The organism is Serratia sp. 4542 (genome assembly GCF_016805595.1).
GTDB lineage: Bacteria > Pseudomonadota > Gammaproteobacteria > Enterobacterales > Enterobacteriaceae > Serratia > Serratia nevei.
In genome coordinates, this window is record NZ_RXKV01000016.1 from 23,902 (window position 1) to 44,226 (window position 20,325).

At 62.1% G+C, this 20,325-nt stretch carries 19 protein-coding genes; 5 read left to right on the forward strand and 14 right to left on the reverse strand.

What is annotated here, in order from left to right; translation table 11 throughout:
* Nucleotides 1-285 precede the first annotated feature (285 nt).
* Nucleotides 286-1,113 carry a dienelactone hydrolase family protein gene (locus EKL15_RS21475; protein ID WP_100396569.1) on the forward strand — a complete coding sequence of 276 codons (828 nt, stop codon included), beginning with the start codon at nucleotides 286-288 and terminating at the stop codon, nucleotides 1,111-1,113.
* Nucleotides 1,114-1,197: 84 nt separating this feature from the next.
* Here EKL15_RS21475 and metE read toward each other — a convergent pair whose 3' ends face one another.
* Nucleotides 1,198-3,486: a 5-methyltetrahydropteroyltriglutamate--homocysteine S-methyltransferase gene (gene metE, locus EKL15_RS21480; RefSeq protein ID WP_072271075.1), complete on the reverse strand. Its 2,289-nt coding sequence runs from the start codon at nucleotides 3,484-3,486 to the stop codon at nucleotides 1,198-1,200.
* Between the two features lie 90 nt (nucleotides 3,487-3,576).
* Here metE and metR point away from each other — a divergent pair, with 90 nt between their 5' ends.
* The gene (gene metR / locus EKL15_RS21485; RefSeq protein ID WP_038874173.1) at nucleotides 3,577-4,521 is read left to right on the forward strand and encodes an HTH-type transcriptional regulator MetR; all 945 of its coding nucleotides are present in this window, start codon (nucleotides 3,577-3,579) and stop codon (nucleotides 4,519-4,521) included.
* A gap of 36 nt (nucleotides 4,522-4,557) precedes the next feature.
* Here the strand turns inward: metR and EKL15_RS21490 are convergent, their stop codons facing one another.
* Entirely contained in the window at nucleotides 4,558-5,418 is an 861-nt protein-coding gene (locus EKL15_RS21490) for a carboxylate/amino acid/amine transporter (RefSeq protein WP_048232416.1), read from the reverse strand.
* A 151-nt stretch (nucleotides 5,419-5,569) separates the two neighbouring features.
* Here EKL15_RS21490 and EKL15_RS21495 point away from each other — a divergent pair, with 151 nt between their 5' ends.
* Nucleotides 5,570-5,899, forward strand: a complete 330-nt coding sequence (locus EKL15_RS21495) for a hypothetical protein (protein ID WP_038874168.1) — start codon at nucleotides 5,570-5,572, stop codon at nucleotides 5,897-5,899.
* Here the strand turns inward: EKL15_RS21495 and EKL15_RS21500 are convergent.
* The 12 genes from EKL15_RS21500 to EKL15_RS21555 all read right to left on the reverse strand — a co-directional run bounded on the left by EKL15_RS21500 (nucleotide 5,880) and on the right by EKL15_RS21555 (nucleotide 18,291).
* On the reverse strand, nucleotides 5,880-6,836 hold the full coding sequence (locus EKL15_RS21500) for an AEC family transporter (RefSeq protein ID WP_049202434.1): 957 nt from the start codon (nucleotides 6,834-6,836) through the stop codon (nucleotides 5,880-5,882). The two genes, EKL15_RS21495 and EKL15_RS21500, sit on opposite strands and share 20 nt — an antisense overlap.
* A 60-nt stretch (nucleotides 6,837-6,896) precedes the next feature.
* Nucleotides 6,897-7,634, reverse strand: a complete 738-nt coding sequence (ugpQ, locus tag EKL15_RS21505; protein ID WP_141957700.1) for a glycerophosphodiester phosphodiesterase — start codon at nucleotides 7,632-7,634, stop codon at nucleotides 6,897-6,899.
* The gene (locus EKL15_RS21510) at nucleotides 7,634-8,704 is read right to left on the reverse strand and encodes a sn-glycerol-3-phosphate import ATP-binding protein UgpC (RefSeq protein ID WP_100396571.1); all 1,071 of its coding nucleotides are present in this window, start codon (nucleotides 8,702-8,704) and stop codon (nucleotides 7,634-7,636) included. Before EKL15_RS21510 ends, ugpQ begins: the two co-directional genes overlap by 1 nt.
* A gap of 5 nt (nucleotides 8,705-8,709) precedes the next feature.
* The gene (gene ugpE, locus EKL15_RS21515) at nucleotides 8,710-9,555 is read right to left on the reverse strand and encodes a sn-glycerol-3-phosphate ABC transporter permease UgpE (RefSeq protein ID WP_019455301.1); all 846 of its coding nucleotides are present in this window, start codon (nucleotides 9,553-9,555) and stop codon (nucleotides 8,710-8,712) included.
* The gene (ugpA, locus tag EKL15_RS21520; protein WP_015376293.1) at nucleotides 9,552-10,439 is read right to left on the reverse strand and encodes a sn-glycerol-3-phosphate ABC transporter permease UgpA; all 888 of its coding nucleotides are present in this window, start codon (nucleotides 10,437-10,439) and stop codon (nucleotides 9,552-9,554) included. The genes ugpE and ugpA overlap by 4 nt, the downstream gene beginning before the upstream one ends.
* A 78-nt stretch (nucleotides 10,440-10,517) precedes the next feature.
* Nucleotides 10,518-11,837: a sn-glycerol-3-phosphate ABC transporter substrate-binding protein UgpB gene (gene ugpB / locus EKL15_RS21525; RefSeq protein ID WP_049195230.1), complete on the reverse strand. Its 1,320-nt coding sequence runs from the start codon at nucleotides 11,835-11,837 to the stop codon at nucleotides 10,518-10,520.
* A gap of 312 nt (nucleotides 11,838-12,149) precedes the next feature.
* The gene (locus EKL15_RS21530; protein ID WP_049202437.1) at nucleotides 12,150-13,337 is read right to left on the reverse strand and encodes a PLP-dependent aminotransferase family protein; all 1,188 of its coding nucleotides are present in this window, start codon (nucleotides 13,335-13,337) and stop codon (nucleotides 12,150-12,152) included.
* A 44-nt stretch (nucleotides 13,338-13,381) separates the two neighbouring features.
* Nucleotides 13,382-14,083, reverse strand: a complete 702-nt coding sequence (gene livF, locus EKL15_RS21535) for a high-affinity branched-chain amino acid ABC transporter ATP-binding protein LivF (protein WP_203090331.1) — start codon at nucleotides 14,081-14,083, stop codon at nucleotides 13,382-13,384.
* Between the two features lies 1 nt (nucleotide 14,084).
* Nucleotides 14,085-14,855, reverse strand: coding sequence for a high-affinity branched-chain amino acid ABC transporter ATP-binding protein LivG (gene livG / locus EKL15_RS21540; protein WP_203090333.1), 771 nt, complete (start codon nucleotides 14,853-14,855; stop codon nucleotides 14,085-14,087).
* Nucleotides 14,852-16,135, reverse strand: a complete 1,284-nt coding sequence (locus tag EKL15_RS21545; RefSeq protein ID WP_060441197.1) for a high-affinity branched-chain amino acid ABC transporter permease LivM — start codon at nucleotides 16,133-16,135, stop codon at nucleotides 14,852-14,854. The genes livG and EKL15_RS21545 overlap by 4 nt, the downstream gene beginning before the upstream one ends.
* The gene (gene livH, locus EKL15_RS21550; protein WP_038874154.1) at nucleotides 16,132-17,058 is read right to left on the reverse strand and encodes a high-affinity branched-chain amino acid ABC transporter permease LivH; all 927 of its coding nucleotides are present in this window, start codon (nucleotides 17,056-17,058) and stop codon (nucleotides 16,132-16,134) included. Before livH ends, EKL15_RS21545 begins: the two co-directional genes overlap by 4 nt.
* A 117-nt stretch (nucleotides 17,059-17,175) precedes the next feature.
* Nucleotides 17,176-18,291, reverse strand: a complete 1,116-nt coding sequence (locus EKL15_RS21555) for a branched-chain amino acid ABC transporter substrate-binding protein (protein WP_025304902.1) — start codon at nucleotides 18,289-18,291, stop codon at nucleotides 17,176-17,178.
* A gap of 405 nt (nucleotides 18,292-18,696) precedes the next feature.
* On the opposite strand from EKL15_RS21555, the gene panM reads away from it, so the two are divergent.
* Together panM and EKL15_RS21565 are read left to right on the forward strand one after the other, a co-directional pair.
* Nucleotides 18,697-19,089 carry an aspartate 1-decarboxylase autocleavage activator PanM gene (gene panM / locus EKL15_RS21560; protein ID WP_060441198.1) on the forward strand — a complete coding sequence of 131 codons (393 nt, stop codon included), beginning with the start codon at nucleotides 18,697-18,699 and terminating at the stop codon, nucleotides 19,087-19,089.
* Nucleotides 19,086-20,303, forward strand: coding sequence for a DUF3142 domain-containing protein (locus EKL15_RS21565; RefSeq protein WP_203090335.1), 1,218 nt, complete (start codon nucleotides 19,086-19,088; stop codon nucleotides 20,301-20,303). Before panM ends, EKL15_RS21565 begins: the two co-directional genes overlap by 4 nt.
* The last annotated feature ends 22 nt before the right edge of the window (nucleotides 20,304-20,325 follow it).

Below are 20,325 nucleotides of genomic sequence, written 5' to 3' on the forward strand. Positions count from 1 at the left end.
CCGCCCTCTGCCGTTGGTTGCCGGCTGAAACTATTTAGCTGATCAATCCCAAATAACCCCATCTTATCGGTTGCTTAGGGACAAAAAAGCCCTCTAACGCACCTTATGGCACTTACGCGGGACAAAACGCGTAATAACATGATAAAAAGCGCTTAAAAATGCCGCAAAGCCAGATAATTAGCCGTTTTTTATCAACTTGTCCGAAAGTGCGCCACGCAGCGCCAATAATGGGTAATCTTTCCTATAGTTAATCTCAGCGCTTTTTTCTATTGCACGGAGACCGCAATGAAAACCGAACATGTGATGACATTAGAACAGGCTCAGGGGGGATTCGCCCCGGCCGCCGCGCCGTTGGCCGCCTCCGCGATTATCACCGACGAACAGGGCATTCACGCCGGGCAAACGACCATTCCTTCTCAGGGCGACGCGCTGCCGGCCTACGTCGCCAAACCCGCCGACCAGAGCGGCCCTTTCCCCATCGTGCTGGTGGTGCAGGAAATCTTCGGCGTCCATGAACATATTCAGGATCTGTGCCGCCGCCTGGCCAAGCAGGGCTATCTGGCGATCGCGCCCGAGCTCTATTTCCGCCAGGGCGACGCCAACGACTACACCGATATCGGCGAGCTGTTCCAGCAGTTGGTCACCAAGGTGCCGGATCGTCAGGTGCTGTCGGATCTGGATCACGCCGCACACTGGGCTATCCGCCACGGCGGCGACGCCGGCAAGCTGGCTATCACCGGTTTTTGCTGGGGTGGCCGCATCACCTGGCTGTACGCGGCGCATAACCCGCAGTTGAAGGCGGCGGTCGCCTGGTACGGCAAACTGGTCGGTGAGAAAACGCTGAATTCACCGAAGCAGCCGGTCGACGTCGCCACCCAACTGTCGGCGCCGGTGCTGGGGCTGTATGGCGGGCAGGACAGCGGCATCCCGCTGGAGACGGTGGAAACCATGCGTCAGGCGATCCGCGCCGCCAACGCCGAGGCCGAAATCGTGGTGTATCCCGAAGTCGGGCATGCGTTCAACGCCGATTATCGTCCCAGCTACAACGCCGAAGCGGCGCAAGACGGCTGGCAGCGCATGCTGGCATGGTTCGCCCAGCACGGCGTCAAATAATTTCCCGCGCATAAAAAAGGGCGCCGAAGCGCCCAATCATCACACCAGTAGATCTATAAGCGGCGGTTTATCCGCCGCACGGCATCACGCGTGCTCGCGCAGGCGCTGTGCCGCCAATACCATGTTGGCCAGCGACTGCCGGGTTTCCGGCCAGCCGCGGGTTTTCAGGCCGCAATCCGGGTTAACCCACAGGCGTTCCGCCGGGATGTTCTGCGCCGCTTTACGCAGCAGCGCTTCAATCCATTCCACGCTCGGCACGTTCGGCGAGTGGATATCGTAGACGCCCGGCCCGATTTCGTTCGGGTATTCGAACTCTTTGAAGGCTTCCAGCAGATCCATATCGGAACGCGAGGTCTCGATGGTGATCACGTCAGCGTCCAGCGCGGCGATGGAGTCCATGATGTCGTTGAACTCGCAGTAACACATGTGGGTGTGGATCTGGGTGTCGTCCCGCGCCACGGCGGCGTTCAGTTTGAAGGCGTCCACCGCCCAGTTCAGGTACGCGGCCCAGTCGGATTGGCGCAGCGGCAGCCCTTCGCGCAGGGCGGGTTCGTCGATCTGGATGATGCCGATACCGGCTTTTTCCAGATCTTCCACCTCGTCGCGCAGCGCCAGCGCAATCTGCTTGGCAATCACTTCGCGGGTCACGTCTTCACGCGGGAACGACCAGCACAGGATGGTCACCGGCCCGGTCAGCATGCCTTTCACCGGTTTGTCGGTCAGCGACTGGGCGAATTTGGCCCATTCGACGGTGATGGCTTCCGGGCGGCTGACGTCGCCGATGATGACCGGCGGCTTCACGCAGCGGGAGCCGTAGCTCTGCACCCAGCCGTTTTGGGTAAACACGAAGCCGTCCAGGTTCTCGCCGAAATACTCCACCATGTCGTTACGCTCCGCTTCACCGTGCACCAGCACATCCAGCCCGAGGCGCTCCTGCTCGACGATCGCCTGTTTGATGTGCTCACCGATGCTGGTGCGGTAGTTGTTGCCGTCCAAGCGGCCCTGTTTGAAGTCCAGACGCAGGCCGCGGATCTCGGTGGTCTGCGGGAACGAACCGATGGTGGTGGTCGGCCAGGCCGGCAGGTTGAAACGCTCGCGCTGCGCCCTGGCGCGCTCGGCGTAAGCGCTGTGGCGTTCGCTGTCCTGCGCGGTGATCGCGGCCAGGCGACGCTCAACCTGTGGGTTGTGCACGCGGCTCGACTGACGGCGGGCGCGGATCGGTGCGCTGTAGGCATCCAGTTCAGCCTGCTTGGCCGCGTCAGGCGCGTTCAGCGCCGAGCTCAACAGCGCCAGCTCGGCGCATTTTTGCAGCGCGAAGGCGAACCAGCTTTTCACTTCTTCGTCCAGACGGCTTTCCACGCTCAGGTCGATCGGGCTGTGCAGCAGTGAACAGGAGCTGCCGATCCACAGTGGGCGGGTGCCCACCAGCGGCTGAAGACGTTCGAACCAGCGGCTCAGATCGGCGCGCCAGACGTTGCGGCCGTTGATGACCCCCAGCGACAGCAGCCAGTCGTTCGGCAATGCGGCGCTCAGCGCGGCAATATCGTCATGGCCGGCGACCAGATCGACGTGCAGCCCCTGCACCGGCAGCGTGCGGACGGTATCGAGGTTGTGGCCGACGCTGTCGAAATACGTGGTCAGCAGCAGCTTCACCTGCCCCTGCAGCGCGTCGTAAGCCGGTTTGAACGCATCCAGCCAGGCTTGCGGCAGCTCCAGCACCAGCGCAGGTTCATCAATTTGCACCCACTCGACGCCGCGTTTCGCCAGCTCGGCCAGCACCTGTTGGTAAACCGGCAGGATGTCTTTCAGCAGCGACAGGCGGTCGAACGGCTCGCCCTTCACCTTACCCAGCCACAGATAGGTCACCGGGCCCAGCAGCACCGGCTTGATGCGATGGCCGAGCGCCAGCGCTTCGTCCACTTCGTCCAGTAGCTGAGTCCAGCCCAGCTTGAACTGCTGGCCTTGCTGGAATTCAGGCACCATGTAGTGATAGTTGGTGTTGAACCATTTGGTCATTTCCGCCGCGGCCGCCGGCTCGCCGGTCGGTGCGCGGCCACGGCCGATGCGAAACAGCGTGTCCAGATCGATCGAACCATCCGCATTCTGATGGCGCGCCGGCACGTTACCCAGCAGCAGGCTGGTGGTCAACACATGATCGTACCAGGCGAAATCGCCGACCGGCACCAAATCCACCCCGGCCTGCTGCTGTTGCTGCCAATGACGAGCGCGCAGCTCGCGGCCAACCGCCAACAGCTCTTCCTGCGTTGAGTTGCCGGCCCAGTAGCTTTCCTGAGCTTTTTTCAGCTCACGTCGTAGCCCAACGCGAGGAAAACCCAGTGTGTGATTCAAAATTGCCATCGTCATATTCCCCATTTAGCCGTCCAGATGTTTACACATCCATAATCAGCAGGTACTGTATTAACCACAAGCGCAATTTATTCACTGTCAATGTGAAGGACTCTCATGATCGAACTGAAACATTTACGGACGCTGCAGGCCCTGCGCAACAGCGGTTCGCTGGCGGGGGCGGCGGCCCAACTTCATCAGACGCAGTCTGCCCTGTCGCACCAGTTCAGCGATCTTGAACAACGTCTGGGCTTCAAGCTGTTCGTGCGCAAGAGCCAGCCCCTGCGCTTCACCGCCCAGGGCGAAATCCTGCTGCAGCTGGCGGAGCAGGTGCTGCCGCAGATCCAGCAGGCGCTGCAGGCCTGCCACGAGCCGCATCAGACCACGCTGCGCATCGCCATCGAATGCCACAGCTGCATTCAGTGGCTGACGCCGGCGCTGGACAACTTCCGCCGACGTTTCCCGCAGGTGGTGATGGACTTCACTTCCGGCGTGACTTTCGATCCGCAGCCGGCCTTGCAACAGGGCGAACTGGATCTGGTGATGACGTCGGATATTCTGCCGCGCAGCGGCCTGCACTATTCGCCGATGTTCGATTTCGAGGTGCGCCTGGTGCTGGCGCCGGATCATCCGCTGGCCGGCAGACCGCACATCGAACCGGAAGACTTGAGTGACGAAACGCTGTTGATTTACCCGGTGCAGCGCCAACGGCTGGATATCTGGCGGCATTTTCTGCAGCCGGCGGGCGTCAGCCCGGCGTTGAAGAACGTCGATAACACGCTGCTGCTGATCCAGATGGTATCGGCGCGAATGGGGATTGCGGCGCTGCCGCACTGGGTGGTGGAGAGTTTCGAACAGCAGGGTCTGGTGGTGACCAAAACCCTGGGTGACGGCCTGTGGAGCCGCCTGTATGCCGCCGTGCGCGACGGTGAACAGCGCCAGGCGGTGACCGAAGCCTTTATCCGCTCGGCCCGCCAGCACGCCTGCGATCATCTGCCGTTTGTGCGCGACGCCGCACGTCCCGGCGCGACCGGCGCCAAAGCGTTGGCGGCCGGCGTATAAACTTTCGGGCCCCCCGGGCCGGGGTGGCCCGCCCGCTTAGCCGAGCTGTTTCGGCGCCACCCAGCGGCGATGCACCCACAGCGAAGCGACGATCACCGCCCCGCCGATGATAAAGCTCGGCCAATGCGGCTGCTGTTGCCAGATGGCCAGGTTGACCAACAAACCGGCTGGCACATGCATATTGTTCATGATGCCGAGCGTGCCGGCATCCACCTGCGTCGCGCCGTAGTTCCACATGAAGTAACCCAACCCCGACGCCACCACGCCCAGCCAGATCAGCACGCCCCACTGCAGATTGGTGGTCGGCAGCTGCTGCGGATTGCCCCACAGGAACCAGGCCACCACCGCCACCGCCGCCGCCCCCAGGTAGAACCAGGAAAATGCGGTGTGCTGCGGCAAGGGGTGCACTTCCATCAGGCGCTTATAGCCGACCATGCCGATGGCGAAGCTGATATTCGCCGCCTGCACCAACAGCAGCCCCCACCAGAAATGCTCACTCAGCTGGTGATAACGGATAATCGCCGCGCCCAGCACCGCCAGCAACGCGCTGAAGACATAGCCCCAACGCAGGCGTCGGCCGCTCAGCAAGTCGTAGATCAGCGTGATGTACAGCGGCGTCAGCACGGTGAACAGCAGGAATTCCGGCACCGTCAGGTACAGATAGGCGCGGAAGCTGAACAGGTACATGATGCCCAGCTGGAAGGCGCCCACCAGCATATACAGCAGGATCACCTTGAGTTTGATGTTGCGCCAACGCAGAAACGGCAGAAACACCAGCGCCGCCAGCCCGATGCGCACCAGCGCCGAGAATCCGCTGTCGACGTGGCCCGCCAGGTACTCGCCAATCAGGCTGAAAGAAAATGCCCACAGAATGGTGGTTATAACCAAAAGCAGCACGATGGGTTCACCCTAAAAAGACCGAAAGGGCGATTGTAACGGAAGATGCGCACCGCGTTGGTGAAAAGGCGGTTTACATCCGAACAAAAGATAAACTACCGGCAAAATTTCACCGCTAGGTTAGGCTTAATAAAAAGGCGAGGTAACCATCATGAAAACTTCTCACATCCTGTTCGCCCTGCTGTGGCTGCCCGGCCTGGCTGCGGCGGCCAACGGCGTAACCGATCTGCGTTCACAGCAGCAGTTTCTCAACCAAAGCAGCCAGCAGGCCCAGCAACAGCGCCTGTTGAACAATCGGCAAATGGACCAACGCCGCCTGCAGCAACAGCGGCAGTTCGACAATCAGCGGCAACAGCTGATGCAAACCACGCCGAACGGCGGGCAACTGCTGCCTAATGGCAATCAGCCGCGCGATCCGTTCAATCGCACCGCGCCGGCGGTGCCGCAGGCACCGATGCCGGCTACGCCCGCACGCCCATAACGGTGAGGATCAGCGGCGTGGTGATCGCCGCCAGCACGGTGGACATCACCAGGCTGGTGGCGGCCGGGCCGGTGAGCGTATTGAACTGGCGCGACATCAGGTAGACGTTCACCCCCACCGCCATCGACCCCAGCAGCACCACAACGCGGGTTTCCATCGGCGGCAGATCCATCATCCAGGCCAGCAGCCAAATCACTAACGGTTGTACCAGCAACTTCAGCACGCAGATGGCGCTGCTCAGCTGCCAGCCTTCGCTGATGCGGTACTCGGCAAGCCCCATGCCCAGCACCACCAGCGACAGCGGCGCCGCCACCTGGCCGAGCATGCTGACCGGCCGATCGACGAAGGCCGGCAGCGGCAGGCCGGTCAGGCTGAACAGGGTGCCGGACAAGATGCCGACGATCAGCGGATTAGTCAGCACGCTACGCGCGGTTTTAACAAAACCGCTCAGCGTCGGCGAACCGTTGCGCGCCCATTCGATCGACACCGTCACCAGCGTCCACAGGATCAGGCCGTTGAACACCAGCACCAGCGCCACCGACGGGATCGCCGCCTCCCCCAGCATCACGCCGGCGATCGGCAAGCCGAGCATCACGTTATTGGAGAAAATACCGCCCAGCGCAAACACCGATCCGGCGACGCCATCCAGCCGGAAGAGATGCCGGGCGACGAGGCGGCCAAGCACGAACACGATCAGGCAACTGCCGAAGAACGCGATCAGCAGCCGGGCGTCGACCGCCGGGCGCTGCGAGAAGTCGCACATCATGCGAAACAGCATGGCGGGCAAGGCGAGGGAAAACACGAAACGCGTCAGGCCATCGGTGATACTGGCAGGCCATTTCCCCCAGCGAATCAGCCCATAACCCAACGCGATCAGAACAAACAGCGGTAAAGACAGCACGATCTGGTGCCACAGTGACAGGATAAAGCCAGGCATCGCATTCCTTCCGGTGGTGCGGCGGCAAGGCTTGTCGTCGCGGGATTCATCGGTGCCGGATTAAAAATCCGGGCCGATCAAATCTATCCGGTCGGTGCAAATGCAGTCAACGCCCCAGTCGAGCAGCAGGCGCGCGCGATCCGGTTGGTTGACGGTGTACACCAGAATGCGCAGCCCGGCGTCTTTCAACGCTTTTACCCGCTCGGCGGTCAGCGCTTTGTGATCGATATGCAGCGAGACGCAGTCCAGGCGTTCGGTCAGCTCGCGCCAGTTGTCGTCCCAGGCCTCGAGCAGCAGGCCGCGCGGCAAATCCGGCACGGTGCGCTGCGCCGCCGCCAGCGCTTCTACCGAGAAGGAGGAAAGCAGCGGATCGGTCTGCCCTTGCCACAGCAGCCGCGCCGCCAGCGCCACCACCCGGCCGGTTTCATCGTCGCTGCCGGTGGTCGGCTTGATCTCGATATTGGCCATCAGGCCGTGTTCCTGGCAGCGTTCCGCCACCTCCGACAACAGCGGCAACCGCTCGCCCTTGAAGGCCGAGCTGTACCAGTTGCCGGCGTCCAGCTGCACCAGTTTGTCCCACGGCAGCTCGCCCGCCACGCCCCAACCGTTGCTGGTGCGATCCAGCGTGTCGTCGTGCAGCAGGAAAATTTGCCCGTCCTGCGCCAGCTTGGCATCGAACTCGATCATCTTGTGGCCGTGGCGCGCGCCGACGTCGATCGCCGCCAGGGTGTTTTCCGGCGCCAGAGAACCGCCGCCGCGGTGGGCAACGATGTGAGGGTAAGGCCAGGGTCTAGTCATCAATCCATCCGTAATCCGCTGTGGGTGTCAAAGAAGTGCAGCGCCTGAGCAGGCAGCTGCAAATATAGCGTACTGCCCGCCGCCGGCAAGGTTTCGTGCGACAGCCGCGCGATCACCCCGTGGCCGCCCCACTGGCCGTGCGCCAGATTGTCGGCCCCCAGCAGTTCCAGCGTCTGCAGCTGCAGCGGCACGCCCTGGCCTTGCGCCACCAGTTGAATATGCTCCGGCCGAATGCCCAACGTCAACTGCCGCCCCGCCCACTGCGGTTTGGCCGCCGGCAACGGCAGCGCCATGCCGTCCGCCAGCAGCAGCTGGCCGCCGTCGGCGCTGAGGATGCCGGGCAAGAGGTTCATCGCCGGCGATCCGATAAAGCCCGCGACAAACAGCGAAGCCGGCCGTTGGTACACTTCGCTCGGGGTGCCGATCTGTTCCGCCACGCCCTTGTTCATTACGATGACCCGCTGCGCCAGCGTCATCGCTTCCACCTGATCGTGCGTCACGTACAGGCTGGTGGTTTTCAGACGACGATGCAGCTGTTGCAGCTCCAGGCGCATCTGCACCCGCAGCTTGGCGTCCAGGTTGGACAGCGGCTCATCGAACAGGAATACCGCCGGTTCGCGCACGATGGCGCGCCCCATCGCCACGCGCTGGCGCTGGCCGCCGGAAAGCTCGCGCGGTTTGCGTTTGAGCAGCGGCTCCAGCTCCAGGATGCGCGCCGCCTCCTCCACCCGCTGGCGGATATGATCCTTGCCGAAACCGCGGATCTTGAGGCCGTAGGCCATGTTGTCGTACACGCTCATGTGCGGATAGAGCGCGTAGTTCTGGAACACCATCGCGATGCCGCGATCCTTGGGCTCCAGATCGGTCACGCGCCGGGTATCGATATAGATATCGCCGCTGGTGGTGCGTTCCAGCCCGGCCACCATCCGCAGCAGCGTGGATTTGCCGCAGCCGGACGGGCCGACCATCACGATGAATTCGCCGTCCGCCACATCGAGGTCGATCTGTTTGATCACCGGCGTTTTACCGTCGTAAGACTTGGTGACCGCCTGTAGTTTTAATCCTGCCATCGTCGTTATTTCTCGCTATCAACCAGACCGCGCACAAACCAGCGCTGCATCAGAAGCACCACCGCCAGCGGTGGCAATAAAGTCAGAATCATCGCCGCCATCACCTGGTTCCACTGGGTCGGCGCGCCGGAAGTGGAGATCATGCTCTTGATGCCCGCCACCGCGGTGCCCATCGAGGCGTCGCTGGTGATCAGGATCGGCCACAGGTATTGGTTCCAGCCGTAGATAAAGGTGATGACGAACAGCGCCGCCAGATTGGTTTTCGACAGCGGCAGCACGATGTCCCAGAAGAAACGCATCGGCCCGGCGCCGTCGATGCGCGCCGCCTCCAGCAGCTCATCCGGCAGCGTCATGAAGAACTGGCGCAGCAGGAAGGTCGCGGTGGCCGAGGCCATCAGCGGCAACGTCAGGCCGGTGTAGCTGTCCAGCAGGTTGAGGTTGGAGATCACCTCCACCGTCGGGAAAATACGCACCTCCACCGGCAGCATCAGGGTGAGGAAAATCAGCCAGAAGAACAGGCTGCGCAGCGGAAAGCGGAAGTACACGATGGCGTAAGCCGACAGCACCGACACCGCAATTTTGCCGAAGGTGATCGCCAGCGCCATGATCACGCTGTTCAGCAGCAGCAGCGAGAACGGCACCTTGAGGTTGCCCACGCCGCCCTGCCAGATATTGCGGATGTTCTCCCACAGGTGGCCGCCGGGCACCAGCGTCATCGGTACCTGAAACACCTGCTTGTCGTCCAGCGTGGCGGCGACAAAGGCCACGTACAGCGGGAACAGCACCACCAGCACGCCGATAATCAGCATCACATGGCTGAAGATATCCAGCCCGCGTCGATTCTCAATCATTGATAGCGCACCTTACGTTCAACAAAGCGGAACTGGATCACCGTCAGGCCGATCACCAGCAGCATCAGGATCACCGACTGCGCGGCAGAGCTGGAGAGATCCAATCCGGCGAAGCCTTCGCGGTAGATCTTGTAGATCAACGTGGTGGTGGACTGCACCGGCCCGCCGCCGGTGGCGGCGTCGATCACCGGGAAGGTATCGAAGAAGGCGTACACCAGATTGACCACCAGCAGGAAGAAGCTCACCGGCGCGATCAGCGGCAGCACCAGATGGAAGAAACGCCGCACCGGGCCGGCGCCGTCGATGGCCGCCGCCTCCACCAGCGAGCGCGGGATCGACTGCAGCGCCGCGAGGAAAAACAGGAAGTTATAGCTTATCTGCTGCCATACCGAGGCCAGCACCACCAGGAACATCGCCTGGCCGCTGTTTTGCGCATGGTTCCAGTTATAGCCCAGCCCGTTGAGGAAATGGGTGATCAACCCCAGGCCGGGGTTGAACAGAAAGATCCACAGCACCGCCGCCACCGCCGGTGCCACCGCATAGGGCAGGATCATCAGCGTGCGATAGAGGCGGCTGCCGCGCAGCACGTAGTCCACCAGCGCGGCGAAGAACAGCGACACCGCCAGCCCGATGCCCGCCACCAGGAAGCTGAAGATCAGCGTGGTGTAGAACGAGTCGAGATAGTAAGGATCCTGAAACAGCTGCTTAAAGTTATCCAGCCCAACAAACTGGCTGGACAGGCCGAACGGATCGAGGCTCTGCACCGAATACCACAGCGCCTCGCCGGCGGGCCATAAAAAGAAGACGGCGGTAATCAGCAGCTGCGGCAGCACCAACGCATAGGGCAACCAGCTGCAGCCGAAACCGGGACGGGAAGATGACATAGCAGTTAAACCATTAATCGGGTACGGAAGGATTGGCGTGAAGACGCGAGCCCGATCGGACGGGCCCGCGACGCAGGGTTACTTGGTTGATGCTTCGAAACGGCGCAGCAGCACGTCACCGCGCTGCACGGCGGCGTCCAACGCCTGCTGAGGCGTTTTCTTACCGGTCCACACGCCTTCCAGTTCCTCATCCACCACGCTGCGGATCTGCGGCATGTTGCCCAGGCGCAGGCCCTTGGTGAACGGCAACGGCGGCTTGTTCAGCATCTGGCGAGTGGCGACGTCGGCACCCGGGTTCTTGTCGTAGAAGCCCTGCTGCTTGGTCAGATCGTAAGCCGCGGTGGTGATCGGCAGATAGCCGGTCTTCTGGTGCCATTCGGCGGCGATTTCCGGCTGCGCCAGGTACTGCAGGAACTCGGCCACGCCCTTGTAGGTGGCGGCGTCTTTGCCGTTCATCACCCACAGGCTGGCCCCGCCGATGATGGCGTTCTGCGGCGCGTTTTTCGCGTCGGCGTCGTACGGCATCATGCCGACGCCGTAGTTGAATTTGGCGTAGTGCTTGATGTCCGCCAGCGAACCGGAAGAAGCGGTGGTGATGGCGCAGTCGCCGTTATAAAACTTCTCGGTGGATTCGTCTTTGCGGCCGAAGTAGGTGAAATCGCCCTTCTTGTTCATCGCCTCCAGCAGCTCGATGTGCTTGACTTGCAGCGGCTTGTTGAACTCCAGCTTGGCGTTGGTGCCGCCGAACCCGTTGTTTTCGCTGGCGAACGGCACGCCGTGCCAGGCGCTGAAGTTCTCCAGCTGGATCCAGCCCTGCCAGCCGCTGGCGTAGCCACACTTCATGCCGGCCTCACGCAGCTTGGCGGTATCCGCCGCCAGCTCCTGCCAGGTTTTCGGCGGCTGGTCCGGGTTCAGGCCGGCCTTCTTGAAGGCGTCTTTGTTGTAGTACAGCACCGGCGTGGAGCTGTTGAACGGCTGAGACAGCAGATGGCCGCTCTTGTTGTCGGTGTAATAGCCGGCTACCGTCGGCACGAACACCGACTCGTCGAAGTTGATGCCGGCCTCTTTAAACACTTCGTAGACCGGTTTGATGGCCTTGCTGGCCATCATGGTGGCGGTGCCCACCTCGTAAACCTGCAGAATCGCCGGCGCCTTGCCGGAGCGGTAAGCGGCGATGCCCGCCGCCAGGCTCTGTTCGTAGTTGCCTTTATAAACCGGCACAATCTTGACGTCGCTGTGCGACTGGTTGAAGCGATCCGCCAGGGAATCCACTTCCTTACCCAGTTCGCCTTCCATCGAATGCCAGAACGGGATCTCGGTCGCCGCCAGCGCCTGAGTGCTGACCGCCAGGGTCAACGCGACGCACAGCGTGGTTTTGCGAATAGCGTAGGTGAGCATGCCTAACTCCTGAAAAAAGCTGGTGTAAAAGCGCGTGAGCGAAAAGAATCAATTCTTGATGAGGGAGTGCCCCCTATAGCTTTCGAGTTGCAGCTAGGCGGCAACCTGCTGGCACCCTGGAGCTTAGCTAACTAAGTGACAGGGGGGCAGTCGGGCAGCCAACAACGCTGCGGCTCGAAAGATGACGGGGGATAACATGCCATGCGCGGATGACAGAAAAATAACCGTTATATGACAGCCACATGACGGCAAGGTGAAGTGAAGATGGCGGTTTGATGTCGGCGGCGGACATGGGCTCCGCCGCCGCGAGGATTACAGCGAACGGCGCAGACGCGCCACCGCTTCCTGCATCTGCTGTTCGGTGGCGGTGGCGAACGACAGGCGGAAGGTCGAACGATCCGGGTTGTCGGAGAAGAAGTATTCCCCCGGCACGAACACCACGCCCTGCTGCAGGGTAGCGTTCAGCCATTCGGTGGCGTTGAACGGCTGGCGGAAACGTGCCCACAGGAACATGCCGCCCTTCGGCTTATCGAAGGTGATGTAGTCGCCCAGCTCCTGCTCCACCAAACCGGCCAGGATCTCGCCCTTCTGTTTGTAGGCGGCGCGGATCTTGTCGATCTGCGCCGGCAGGCGGCCCAGGCCGAGGTAGCATTCGACGATGCTCTGCGACAGCGCGCTGGCGTGCAGATCCGCCGCCTGCTTGATGATCGCCACTTTATGCAGCAGGAACGGCGGCAGGATCGCCCAGCCCAACCGCAGGCCCGGCGCCAGGATCTTGGAGAAGGTCGAGGTATAGATAATGTGGTCGGTGTTGCCCAGCACCCGCTGTGACACCTGATGCAGCGTCGGGTGGCGCTCTTCGGTAAAACGCAGCTCGCCGTACGGATCGTCTTCGATGATCAGGAAGTTATGTTCGGCGGCCAGCTTCACCAGCAGTTCGCGGCGCGCGGCGCTCAGGGTGATGCCGCTGGGGTTGCCGAAGTTCGGCACCACGTACACACCCTTGATGCGCTGGGTTTTCAGCAGCTCGGCCAGCTCTTCCACCACCATGCCGTCGCTGTCGGACGAGACCGACATGATGTTGGCTTCCGCCAGCTCCAACGTTTGCAGCGCCGCCAGGTAGGTCGGGCGCTCCACCACGAACACGTCGCCGGGGTTGACGATGGCGCGCATCACCAAATCCAATGCCTGCTGCGAGCCGGCGGTAACCATCACCTCTTCCGCGCCAGCGGTGACGCCGCGCTCGGCGCACAGCGCGCAAATGCGCTCACGCAGCAGCGGGCTGCCCTCGGTCAGGCCATACTGGAACGCGCTTTTCGGCTGTTCGGTGATCGCCTGCTGGGTGGCGATGCTCAATCCTTCGAAATCGAACAGCGCATCAGAGGGGATGCCGCCCGCCAGCGAAATGACGTGTTCCATCTTGCTGTGTTTAAGCAATTCACGGATGGCCGAACTTTTTACGTTAACGATGCGCTGCGCGAGTAACCCTTCTGTCTTCATTTCTTCTTCTCGTACCTGATTATTTTAATTCGTAGGGGGGCGGATTAACCGCCCAGATACGCCGACCTCACTGCTTCGTTGGCTAACAATGCAGCCCCCGTATCTTCCAACACCACGCGGCCGTTTTCCAGCACATAACCGCGGTCCGCCAATTTCAGCGCCTGATTGGCGTTTTGTTCCACCAGGAAGATGGTCATGCCCTCTTCCCGCAGCTGCTGAATGATGTCGAAAATCTGCTGGATGATGATGGGCGCCAGCCCGAGCGAGGGCTCGTCGAGCAGCAGCAGCTTCGGCTGGCTCATCAGCGCACGGCCGATGGCCAGCATCTGCTGCTCGCCGCCGGACATGGTGCCGGCGCGCTGGCTTCGGCGCTCCAGCAGGCGCGGGAACAGAGTGAACACCCGTTCGATGCGCTGTTGATACTGCCGGCGATCGGCGAAGAAGCCGCCCATCGCCAGGTTTTCTTCCACCGTCATGCGCGAGAAGACGCGCCGCCCTTCCGGCACGATCGCCACCGCTTCGCGCATGATGCGCGAGGTTTGCCACTGGGTGATGTCCTGGTTCTGAAAGACGATGCTGCCTTCGCTGGCGCGCGGCTCGCCGCACAGGGTGCCGAGCAGCGTGGTTTTACCGGCGCCGTTGGCGCCGATTAACGTCACGATTTCCCCCTGGCTTATCGTGAGACTGACCTGATGCAGCGCCTGAATTTCTCCGTAATGGGCGGATACCTGATTGAATGACAACATATTATTCTTCGCCCAAATAAGCCCGGATCACGTCCGGGTTGTTGCGGATCTCCGCCGGTGTGCCCTGCGCCAGCGGCGTGCCCTGATTCACCACGTAAATGCGGTCGGAAATGCCCATCACCAGCTTCATGTCGTGCTCGATCAGCAGCACCGATACCTTATGCCGATCGCGCAGCTCGACGATCAGGTGATCCAGCTCGTCGGTCTCTTTCGGGTTGAGGCCGGCGGCCGGTTCATCCAGCATCAGTAGCTCCGGCCGGGTCACCATGCAGCGGGCGATCTCCAGCCGCCGCTGCTGCCCATAGGCCAGGTTGCCCGCCGAACGGTTAGCCATCTCCAGCAGGCCGACGCGCTCCAGCCACTCCGCCGCGCGCGCCAGCGCTTCGGCTTCGGCGCGGCGGAAGGCCGGGGTTTTCAGCAACCCGGCAAACACGCCGCTTTTCAGGTGCTGATGCTGCGCCACCAGCAGGTTTTCGATCACCGTCATTTCACGGAACAGCCGCACGTGCTGGAAAGTGCGCACCACCCCCATGCGGGCGATGGCCTGCCCCGCCAACCCTTCCAGGTGGCGATCGCGCAATTTGATGGTGCCGCTGGTCGGGCGGTAAAAACCGGTCAGGCAGTTGAACACCGTGGTCTTACCGGCGCCGTTGGGGCCGATCAGCGACACGATTTCACCTTCGTTCAGCGTCAACGCCACGTTGTTGACCGCCAGCAGCCCGCCGAAACGCATCGACAGGCCCTCCACCTGCAGCAAAGGTTGAACGCTCATGCCTGCTCCCCCTTGCCCGCGTGAATGTCCGCCGCCTGCAGCTTCAGCTGCGGCCGTTTCATCGGCAACAGCCCCTGCGGCCGCCAAATCATCATCAGCACCATCAGCGCACCCAGCAGCAACATGCTGTATTCATTCAGATCGCGCATCAGCTCGCGCGACACCACCAGCAGGATCGCCGCCAGAATGACCGCGAACTGCGAGCCCATGCCCCCCAGTACGACGATCGCCAGTACGAAGGCCGATTCGACGAAGGTGAAGGATTCCGGGCTGACGAACCCCTGGCGCGCGGCGAACAGCGTGCCGGCAAACCCGGCGAAAGCGGCGCTGATGGTAAAAGCGGTCAGCTTGATGCGCGTCGGGCTGAGGCCCAGCGAGCGGCAGGCGATCTCGTCTTCGCGCAGCGCTTCCCAGGCGCGCCCCAGCGGCATACGCAGCAGGCGGTTGATGACGAACAGCGTCAGCACCACCAGCAGCAGCGCCACCAGGTACAGGAACACGATGCGATCGCTCGGATCGTATTTCAGGCCGAAGAAGTTATGGAAGGTATCCCAGCCGCCGTCGCGCACGCTGCGGTTGAACTCCAGGCCGAAGAAGGTCGGTTTCGGGATCTGGCTGATGCCGTTCGGTCCGCCGGTGATCTCGGTATTGTTCAGCAGCAGGATGCGCACGATCTCACCGAAGCCGAGCGTCACGATTGCCAGATAGTCGCCGCGCAGCCGCAGCACCGGGAAACCGAGCAGGAAGCCGAAGGCGGCGGTGACGATGCCCGCCAGCGGCAGGCTCTCCCAGAAGCCGAGGCCGTAATAGTGATTCAGCAGCGCGTAGGTGTAAGCGCCGATGGCGTAGAAACCGCCGTAGCCGAGCACCAGCAGACCGGACAAGCCCACCACCACGTTGAGGCCGAGGCCCAGCATCACGTAGATCAGCGTCAGGGTGGCGATATCCACCGTGCCGCGCGAGACCAGGAACGGCCAGGCGACCGCCGCGACGATGAGCAGAGCCGCCAGCAGCTTTTGCCGCGGCGTGGTGCCGTCGAAGCTCGGCAGCACGAACGCCGGGCCGGAGACTTTTTTCAATCCTTGCTGCAGCAGCGGGCGCAACAGCTGGAAGAAAAAGACGATGACGCAGCCGATGCCGATCCACATCCAGCGCACTTCCGCCGCGCCGTGCACCACCAGCTTGGTGCCGTCCAGGCTAAGCTGCATGCCCATCAGGAATGACGCCATCACGAACAGCACCGCCGTGGCGATCAGCGCATTGAGCAGATTGAGTTTCATACTTTCTCAACCTCCGGACGCCCGAGGATGCCGGTCGGCATGATCAGCAGCACCACGATCAGCAACGCGAACGACACCACGTCTTTATATTCAGTGCTGAGGTAGGCGGAGGTCAGCGCTTCCGCCACGCCCAGCACCAGGCCGCCGATCATCGCGCCGGGAATGCTGCCGATACCGCCCAGAACCGCGGCGGTGAAGGCTTTCATACCGGCCATAAAGCCGATGTAAGGGTTGATGACGCCGTAGAACTGGCCGAGCAATACCCCGGCCACCGCCGCCATCACCGCCCCGATGACGAAGGTCAGCGAGATCACCCGGTCGGTGTTGATGCCCAGCAGGCTGGCCATCTTCAGGTCTTCCGCACAGGCGCGACAGGCGCGGCCCATGCGCGAATAACGGATAAACAGCGTCAGCGCCAGCATCGCTAGGAAGGTCACGAGCCAGATGATCAGCTGCATGGTGCTGATGGTGGCGGCGAAGCCGTTGCTTTCCCCCAGCACCCACTGGCCGGTCACCAGGCTGGGCAGCGCCAGATCGCGTGAGCCCTGCGTCAGGCTGACGTAGTTTTGCAGGAATATCGACATGCCGATGGCCGAGATCAGCGCAATCAGGCGCTTGGAGTTGCGCACCGGCTTGTAGGCCACCCGCTCGATGCTCCAGCCGTAGGCGCTGGCGATGACGATCGAGACCAGGAACGCGGCGCCGATCAGCAACCAGCCGACGTCGATACCGAGCATCATCAGGGCGGCGATGACGATAAAGGAGACATAGCTACCGATCATGTACACCTCGCCGTGGGCGAAGTTGATCATGCCGATGATGCCGTAAACCATGGTGTAACCGATGGCGATCAATGCATAGGTGCTGCCCAACGTTAAGCCGTTGAACATCTGCTGCAGAAAATAGAGGAGCTGCTCTGACATACTCTGAACCCTTGGCTGCGAAACCCGCCGGCGGAGAACCGGCGGGTAAAGGGAGACGGGGCCGGCAAGCCGACCCGCCGGGCGCAGCGGGCTGCGCCCCACCCTAATCATTATGGCTTATTTGATCGGTGTGGACGTGCCGTTGGCATGCCATTCGAACACGCCGAACTCGAAGCCTTTCAGATCGCCCTTGTCATCCCAGGTCAGCGGCCCCATCACGGTCTCCACCGGCTTGCCGGTTTTCAGATCCTTGACGATATCCGCCGGCTCCTGGCTGCCGCTGCGCTCCATGCCGGTGGTCAGCGACTGCAGCGCGGCATAGGTGGTCCAGACGAACGGGCCGGTCGGATCCAGCTTCTTGGCTTTCAATGCATCGACGATCGGCTGGTTGGCAGGCACCTGATCGTAGCGTTTCGGCAACGTCACCAGCATGCCTTCCGAAGCGGCCCCGGCGATGTTGGACAGCGAGGAGTTGCCCACGCCCTCCGGCCCCATGAAGCGGGTGGTTAACCCGGCCTGCTTGGCCTGACGCAGGATCTGGCCCATTTCCGGGTAGTAACCGCCGAAGTACACGAAGTCGATATTTTCTTTCTTCAGGCGCGCCACCAGGGTGGAGAAGTCTTTGTCGCCGGCAGTGATGCCTTCGAACATCGCCACTTCGGTGCCCTGTTTTTTCAGGCTGTCGCGCACCGAGCGCGCCAGGCCTTCGCCGTATTGCTGCTTGTCGTGCACCACGGCGATGCGCTTCGGCTTGATGTCGCTGAGGATGTATTTGGCGGCGGTCGGGCCCTGATCCGAGTCCAGGCCGGTGGTGCGCAGGATCATCTTGTAGCCGCGGGTGGTCAGATCGGCGTTGGTGGCCGCCGGGGTAATCATGATCACGCCTTCGTCTTCATAGATATCGGACGCCGGCTGGGTGGACGAGGAGCACAGGTGGCCGATCACGTAGCGAATGCCGTCGTTGATCACCTTATTGGCGACCGCAACCGCCTGTTTCGGGTCGCAGGCGTCGTCGTATTCCACGCCGACCAGCTTGTCGCCCTTGATGCCGCCCTTGGCGTTGATGTCGGCAATCGCCTGGCGCGCGCCGGTAAACTCCATGTCGCCATACTGCGCGACCGGGCCGGACATCGCCCCGACGATCGCCACCTTGATGTCTTTCGCCATGGCCGCCTGGCTCATGGCCATCGCAATACAACCCGCCAGCAGTGCCTTACCTGTTGTTAATTTCATCCGCAAATCCCCATCTGTCGTTGTGAACGTACCTGTTGTGTTTGCCTGCGCCCGATCGTTATTGACCGCTTTTGTTATAAGTAATAATGATTTAGGCGTTTTATCGGCATTATTTTCTAATAAGACTTTATTTTTCATACCATTAAACAGGAATTTTCTTCTGCAAATCAACTTCATCCGGCAGAAACAAGCGGTGTAAACAGGATAAAATTCGAATTAAATCTGCGCTCTTTACCTTGAGGCGTAGTGCGTTGTGCTGGTTAACAATCCGTTTACTAACTATTTACTCGGAAAATGCCCCGTGCAAAAAACATATTGCACAGTAATCGTACAGAAAAACTTACACAACGCTCTGCACAAGATCTATTACACTGTCGGCATCATTTAGCTGCGCGGAAATTCTGCATGAAACTGACCATCGAGCGCCTGACCGCGCTGTCCCCGCAAGACCTTATCGACCTCGGTAAAATTTGGCCGCACCAGCAGCCGGAACAGTGGCAGAGCTGGCTGAGCAACGGCAAGGCGCTGTTCGCCGCCCGCTTCAACGAGCGGCTGCTGGGGGCGGTGAAAATCGCGCTGCAGGACGACCGCGCCGAACTGCAGGACCTGCTGGTGCGCGAAGTGACGCGCCGCCGCGGCGTCGGTCTTTACCTGGTGCAGGATGCGCAGCGTCAGCTGCCACAGGTCGCCCACTGGCAACTGTCGACCGCCGGCCTGGCGCCGCGCGAACGCGGGGAAGTCGATAACTTCATGCGCGCCTGCGGCTTCGCACCGCTGGGCGATCTCTGGCAAAAATGAAACGCCGGCTGGCGGCGCTGGTCTTGATTGCGCTGGGGCTGGCGGCCGCGCTCCTCGGGCGCCAGCAGGCGCTGCGCCTGGCCTCAAGCTGGGATCAGCAGGTTTATGTCTGGCAGCGGGTCTGGACGCCGCAGCACGCCGATGCGCTGGCGCACAGCCGCGATCTGTTCGGTGGGCTGCGCGTGCTGGCGCTGCAGGTACATCCGCGCGAGGGCTGGCGGGAGATCCCAGCCGATCTCAGCCTGCTGAAGCAGGACGGCCGCCCGCTCTGGCTGGTAGCACGCCTCGACGGCCAGCTGCCGCAGCTGGACCAAGAAGCCATTATCCAGCGTCTGCTGGCGCTCACCCAACGCTGGCAGGCGACCGGGCTGCCCGTCACCGGCGTCGAGATCGATCATGACGCCGCCACCGCCCGCCTGCCGGACTACCAGCGCTTTCTACAGCGGCTGCGCCAACGGCTGCCCACCGCTTTGCAACTCGGCATCACCGCCCTGCCGGCCTGGATCGGCTCACCCGCTCTGCCCGGCGTACTGCAGCAGGCCGACAGCTCCGTCCTGCAGGTGCACGCGGTGCTCTCGCCGCAGCAGGGGCTGTTTGACGGCCCCTTGGCGCTGCATTGGGTGCGGCAGTACGCCGCCGTCACACCGAAGCCGTTTCGCATCGCGCTGCCGGCCTACGGCATGGCGCTGCTGGGGTTTGATGCGCAGGGCGCGCAGGTGGAGAGCGAATCCTCGCTGCGCGTGGCGGGCAACGGCCGCGAGCTGACGGTCGCGCCGCAGCAGATCGCCGATTTTCTGCAAGCGCTGGCGCAGCAAACGCCGCCCCGGCTGCGCGGCATTATCTGGTTCCGCTTGCCGCTGGCGGACGATCGGCGCGCCTGGTCGCTCGCCACGCTGCGAGCGGTGATCGAACGGCGGCCACTGAACGTCGACTGGCAGGTAAAATTTAGGCCTCAGCCACAGCAAAACGGGCTGTATGATCTGATAATTCATAACAACGGGCCGGTGGACGCCCCGCTGCCGCAAGAGGTGGTCATCCGCGCCGACGACTGCCTGGCAGCGGACGCGGTCGGCAACTACCGGCTGGAATCCGCACCGCAACGGCAACGCTTTATCCGCATCAGCGGCGACCAGCTGCGCGCCGGGCAATCCCGGCCGCTGGGCTGGCTGCGCTGCCAACAACTGACGCCAGGAGGCACCCTTGTCACACCTTGATTCGCGCGCGGCACGGAACACC

Bases quoted from the DNA above. Each gene is read 5' to 3' on its own strand.
- metE (WP_072271075.1), bottom strand. From the start codon at position 3,486: ATGGGGAATATGACGATGGCAATTTTGAATCACACACTGGGTTTTCCT.
- EKL15_RS21545 (WP_060441197.1), bottom strand. From the start codon at position 16,135: ATGAAACTCAATCTGCTCAATGCGCTGATCGCCACGGCGGTGCTGTTC.
- EKL15_RS21500 (WP_049202434.1), bottom strand. From the start codon at position 6,836: ATGCCTGGCTTTATCCTGTCACTGTGGCACCAGATCGTGCTGTCTTTA.
- ugpB (WP_049195230.1), bottom strand. From the start codon at position 11,837: ATGCTCACCTACGCTATTCGCAAAACCACGCTGTGCGTCGCGTTGACC.
- ugpA (WP_015376293.1), bottom strand. From the start codon at position 10,439: ATGTCATCTTCCCGTCCCGGTTTCGGCTGCAGCTGGTTGCCCTATGCG.
- metR (WP_038874173.1), top strand. From the start codon at position 3,577: ATGATCGAACTGAAACATTTACGGACGCTGCAGGCCCTGCGCAACAGC.
- EKL15_RS21565 (WP_203090335.1), top strand. From the start codon at position 19,086: ATGAAACGCCGGCTGGCGGCGCTGGTCTTGATTGCGCTGGGGCTGGCG.
- panM (WP_060441198.1), top strand. From the start codon at position 18,697: ATGAAACTGACCATCGAGCGCCTGACCGCGCTGTCCCCGCAAGACCTT.
- livF (WP_203090331.1), bottom strand. From the start codon at position 14,083: ATGTTGTCATTCAATCAGGTATCCGCCCATTACGGAGAAATTCAGGCG.
- EKL15_RS21510 (WP_100396571.1), bottom strand. From the start codon at position 8,704: ATGGCAGGATTAAAACTACAGGCGGTCACCAAGTCTTACGACGGTAAA.
- ugpE (WP_019455301.1), bottom strand. From the start codon at position 9,555: ATGATTGAGAATCGACGCGGGCTGGATATCTTCAGCCATGTGATGCTG.
- ugpQ (WP_141957700.1), bottom strand. From the start codon at position 7,634: ATGACTAGACCCTGGCCTTACCCTCACATCGTTGCCCACCGCGGCGGC.
- EKL15_RS21495 (WP_038874168.1), top strand. From the start codon at position 5,570: ATGAAAACTTCTCACATCCTGTTCGCCCTGCTGTGGCTGCCCGGCCTG.
- EKL15_RS21555 (WP_025304902.1), bottom strand. From the start codon at position 18,291: ATGAAATTAACAACAGGTAAGGCACTGCTGGCGGGTTGTATTGCGATG.
- livH (WP_038874154.1), bottom strand. From the start codon at position 17,058: ATGTCAGAGCAGCTCCTCTATTTTCTGCAGCAGATGTTCAACGGCTTA.
- EKL15_RS21475 (WP_100396569.1), top strand. From the start codon at position 286: ATGAAAACCGAACATGTGATGACATTAGAACAGGCTCAGGGGGGATTC.
- EKL15_RS21530 (WP_049202437.1), bottom strand. From the start codon at position 13,337: ATGAAGACAGAAGGGTTACTCGCGCAGCGCATCGTTAACGTAAAAAGT.
- livG (WP_203090333.1), bottom strand. From the start codon at position 14,855: ATGAGCGTTCAACCTTTGCTGCAGGTGGAGGGCCTGTCGATGCGTTTC.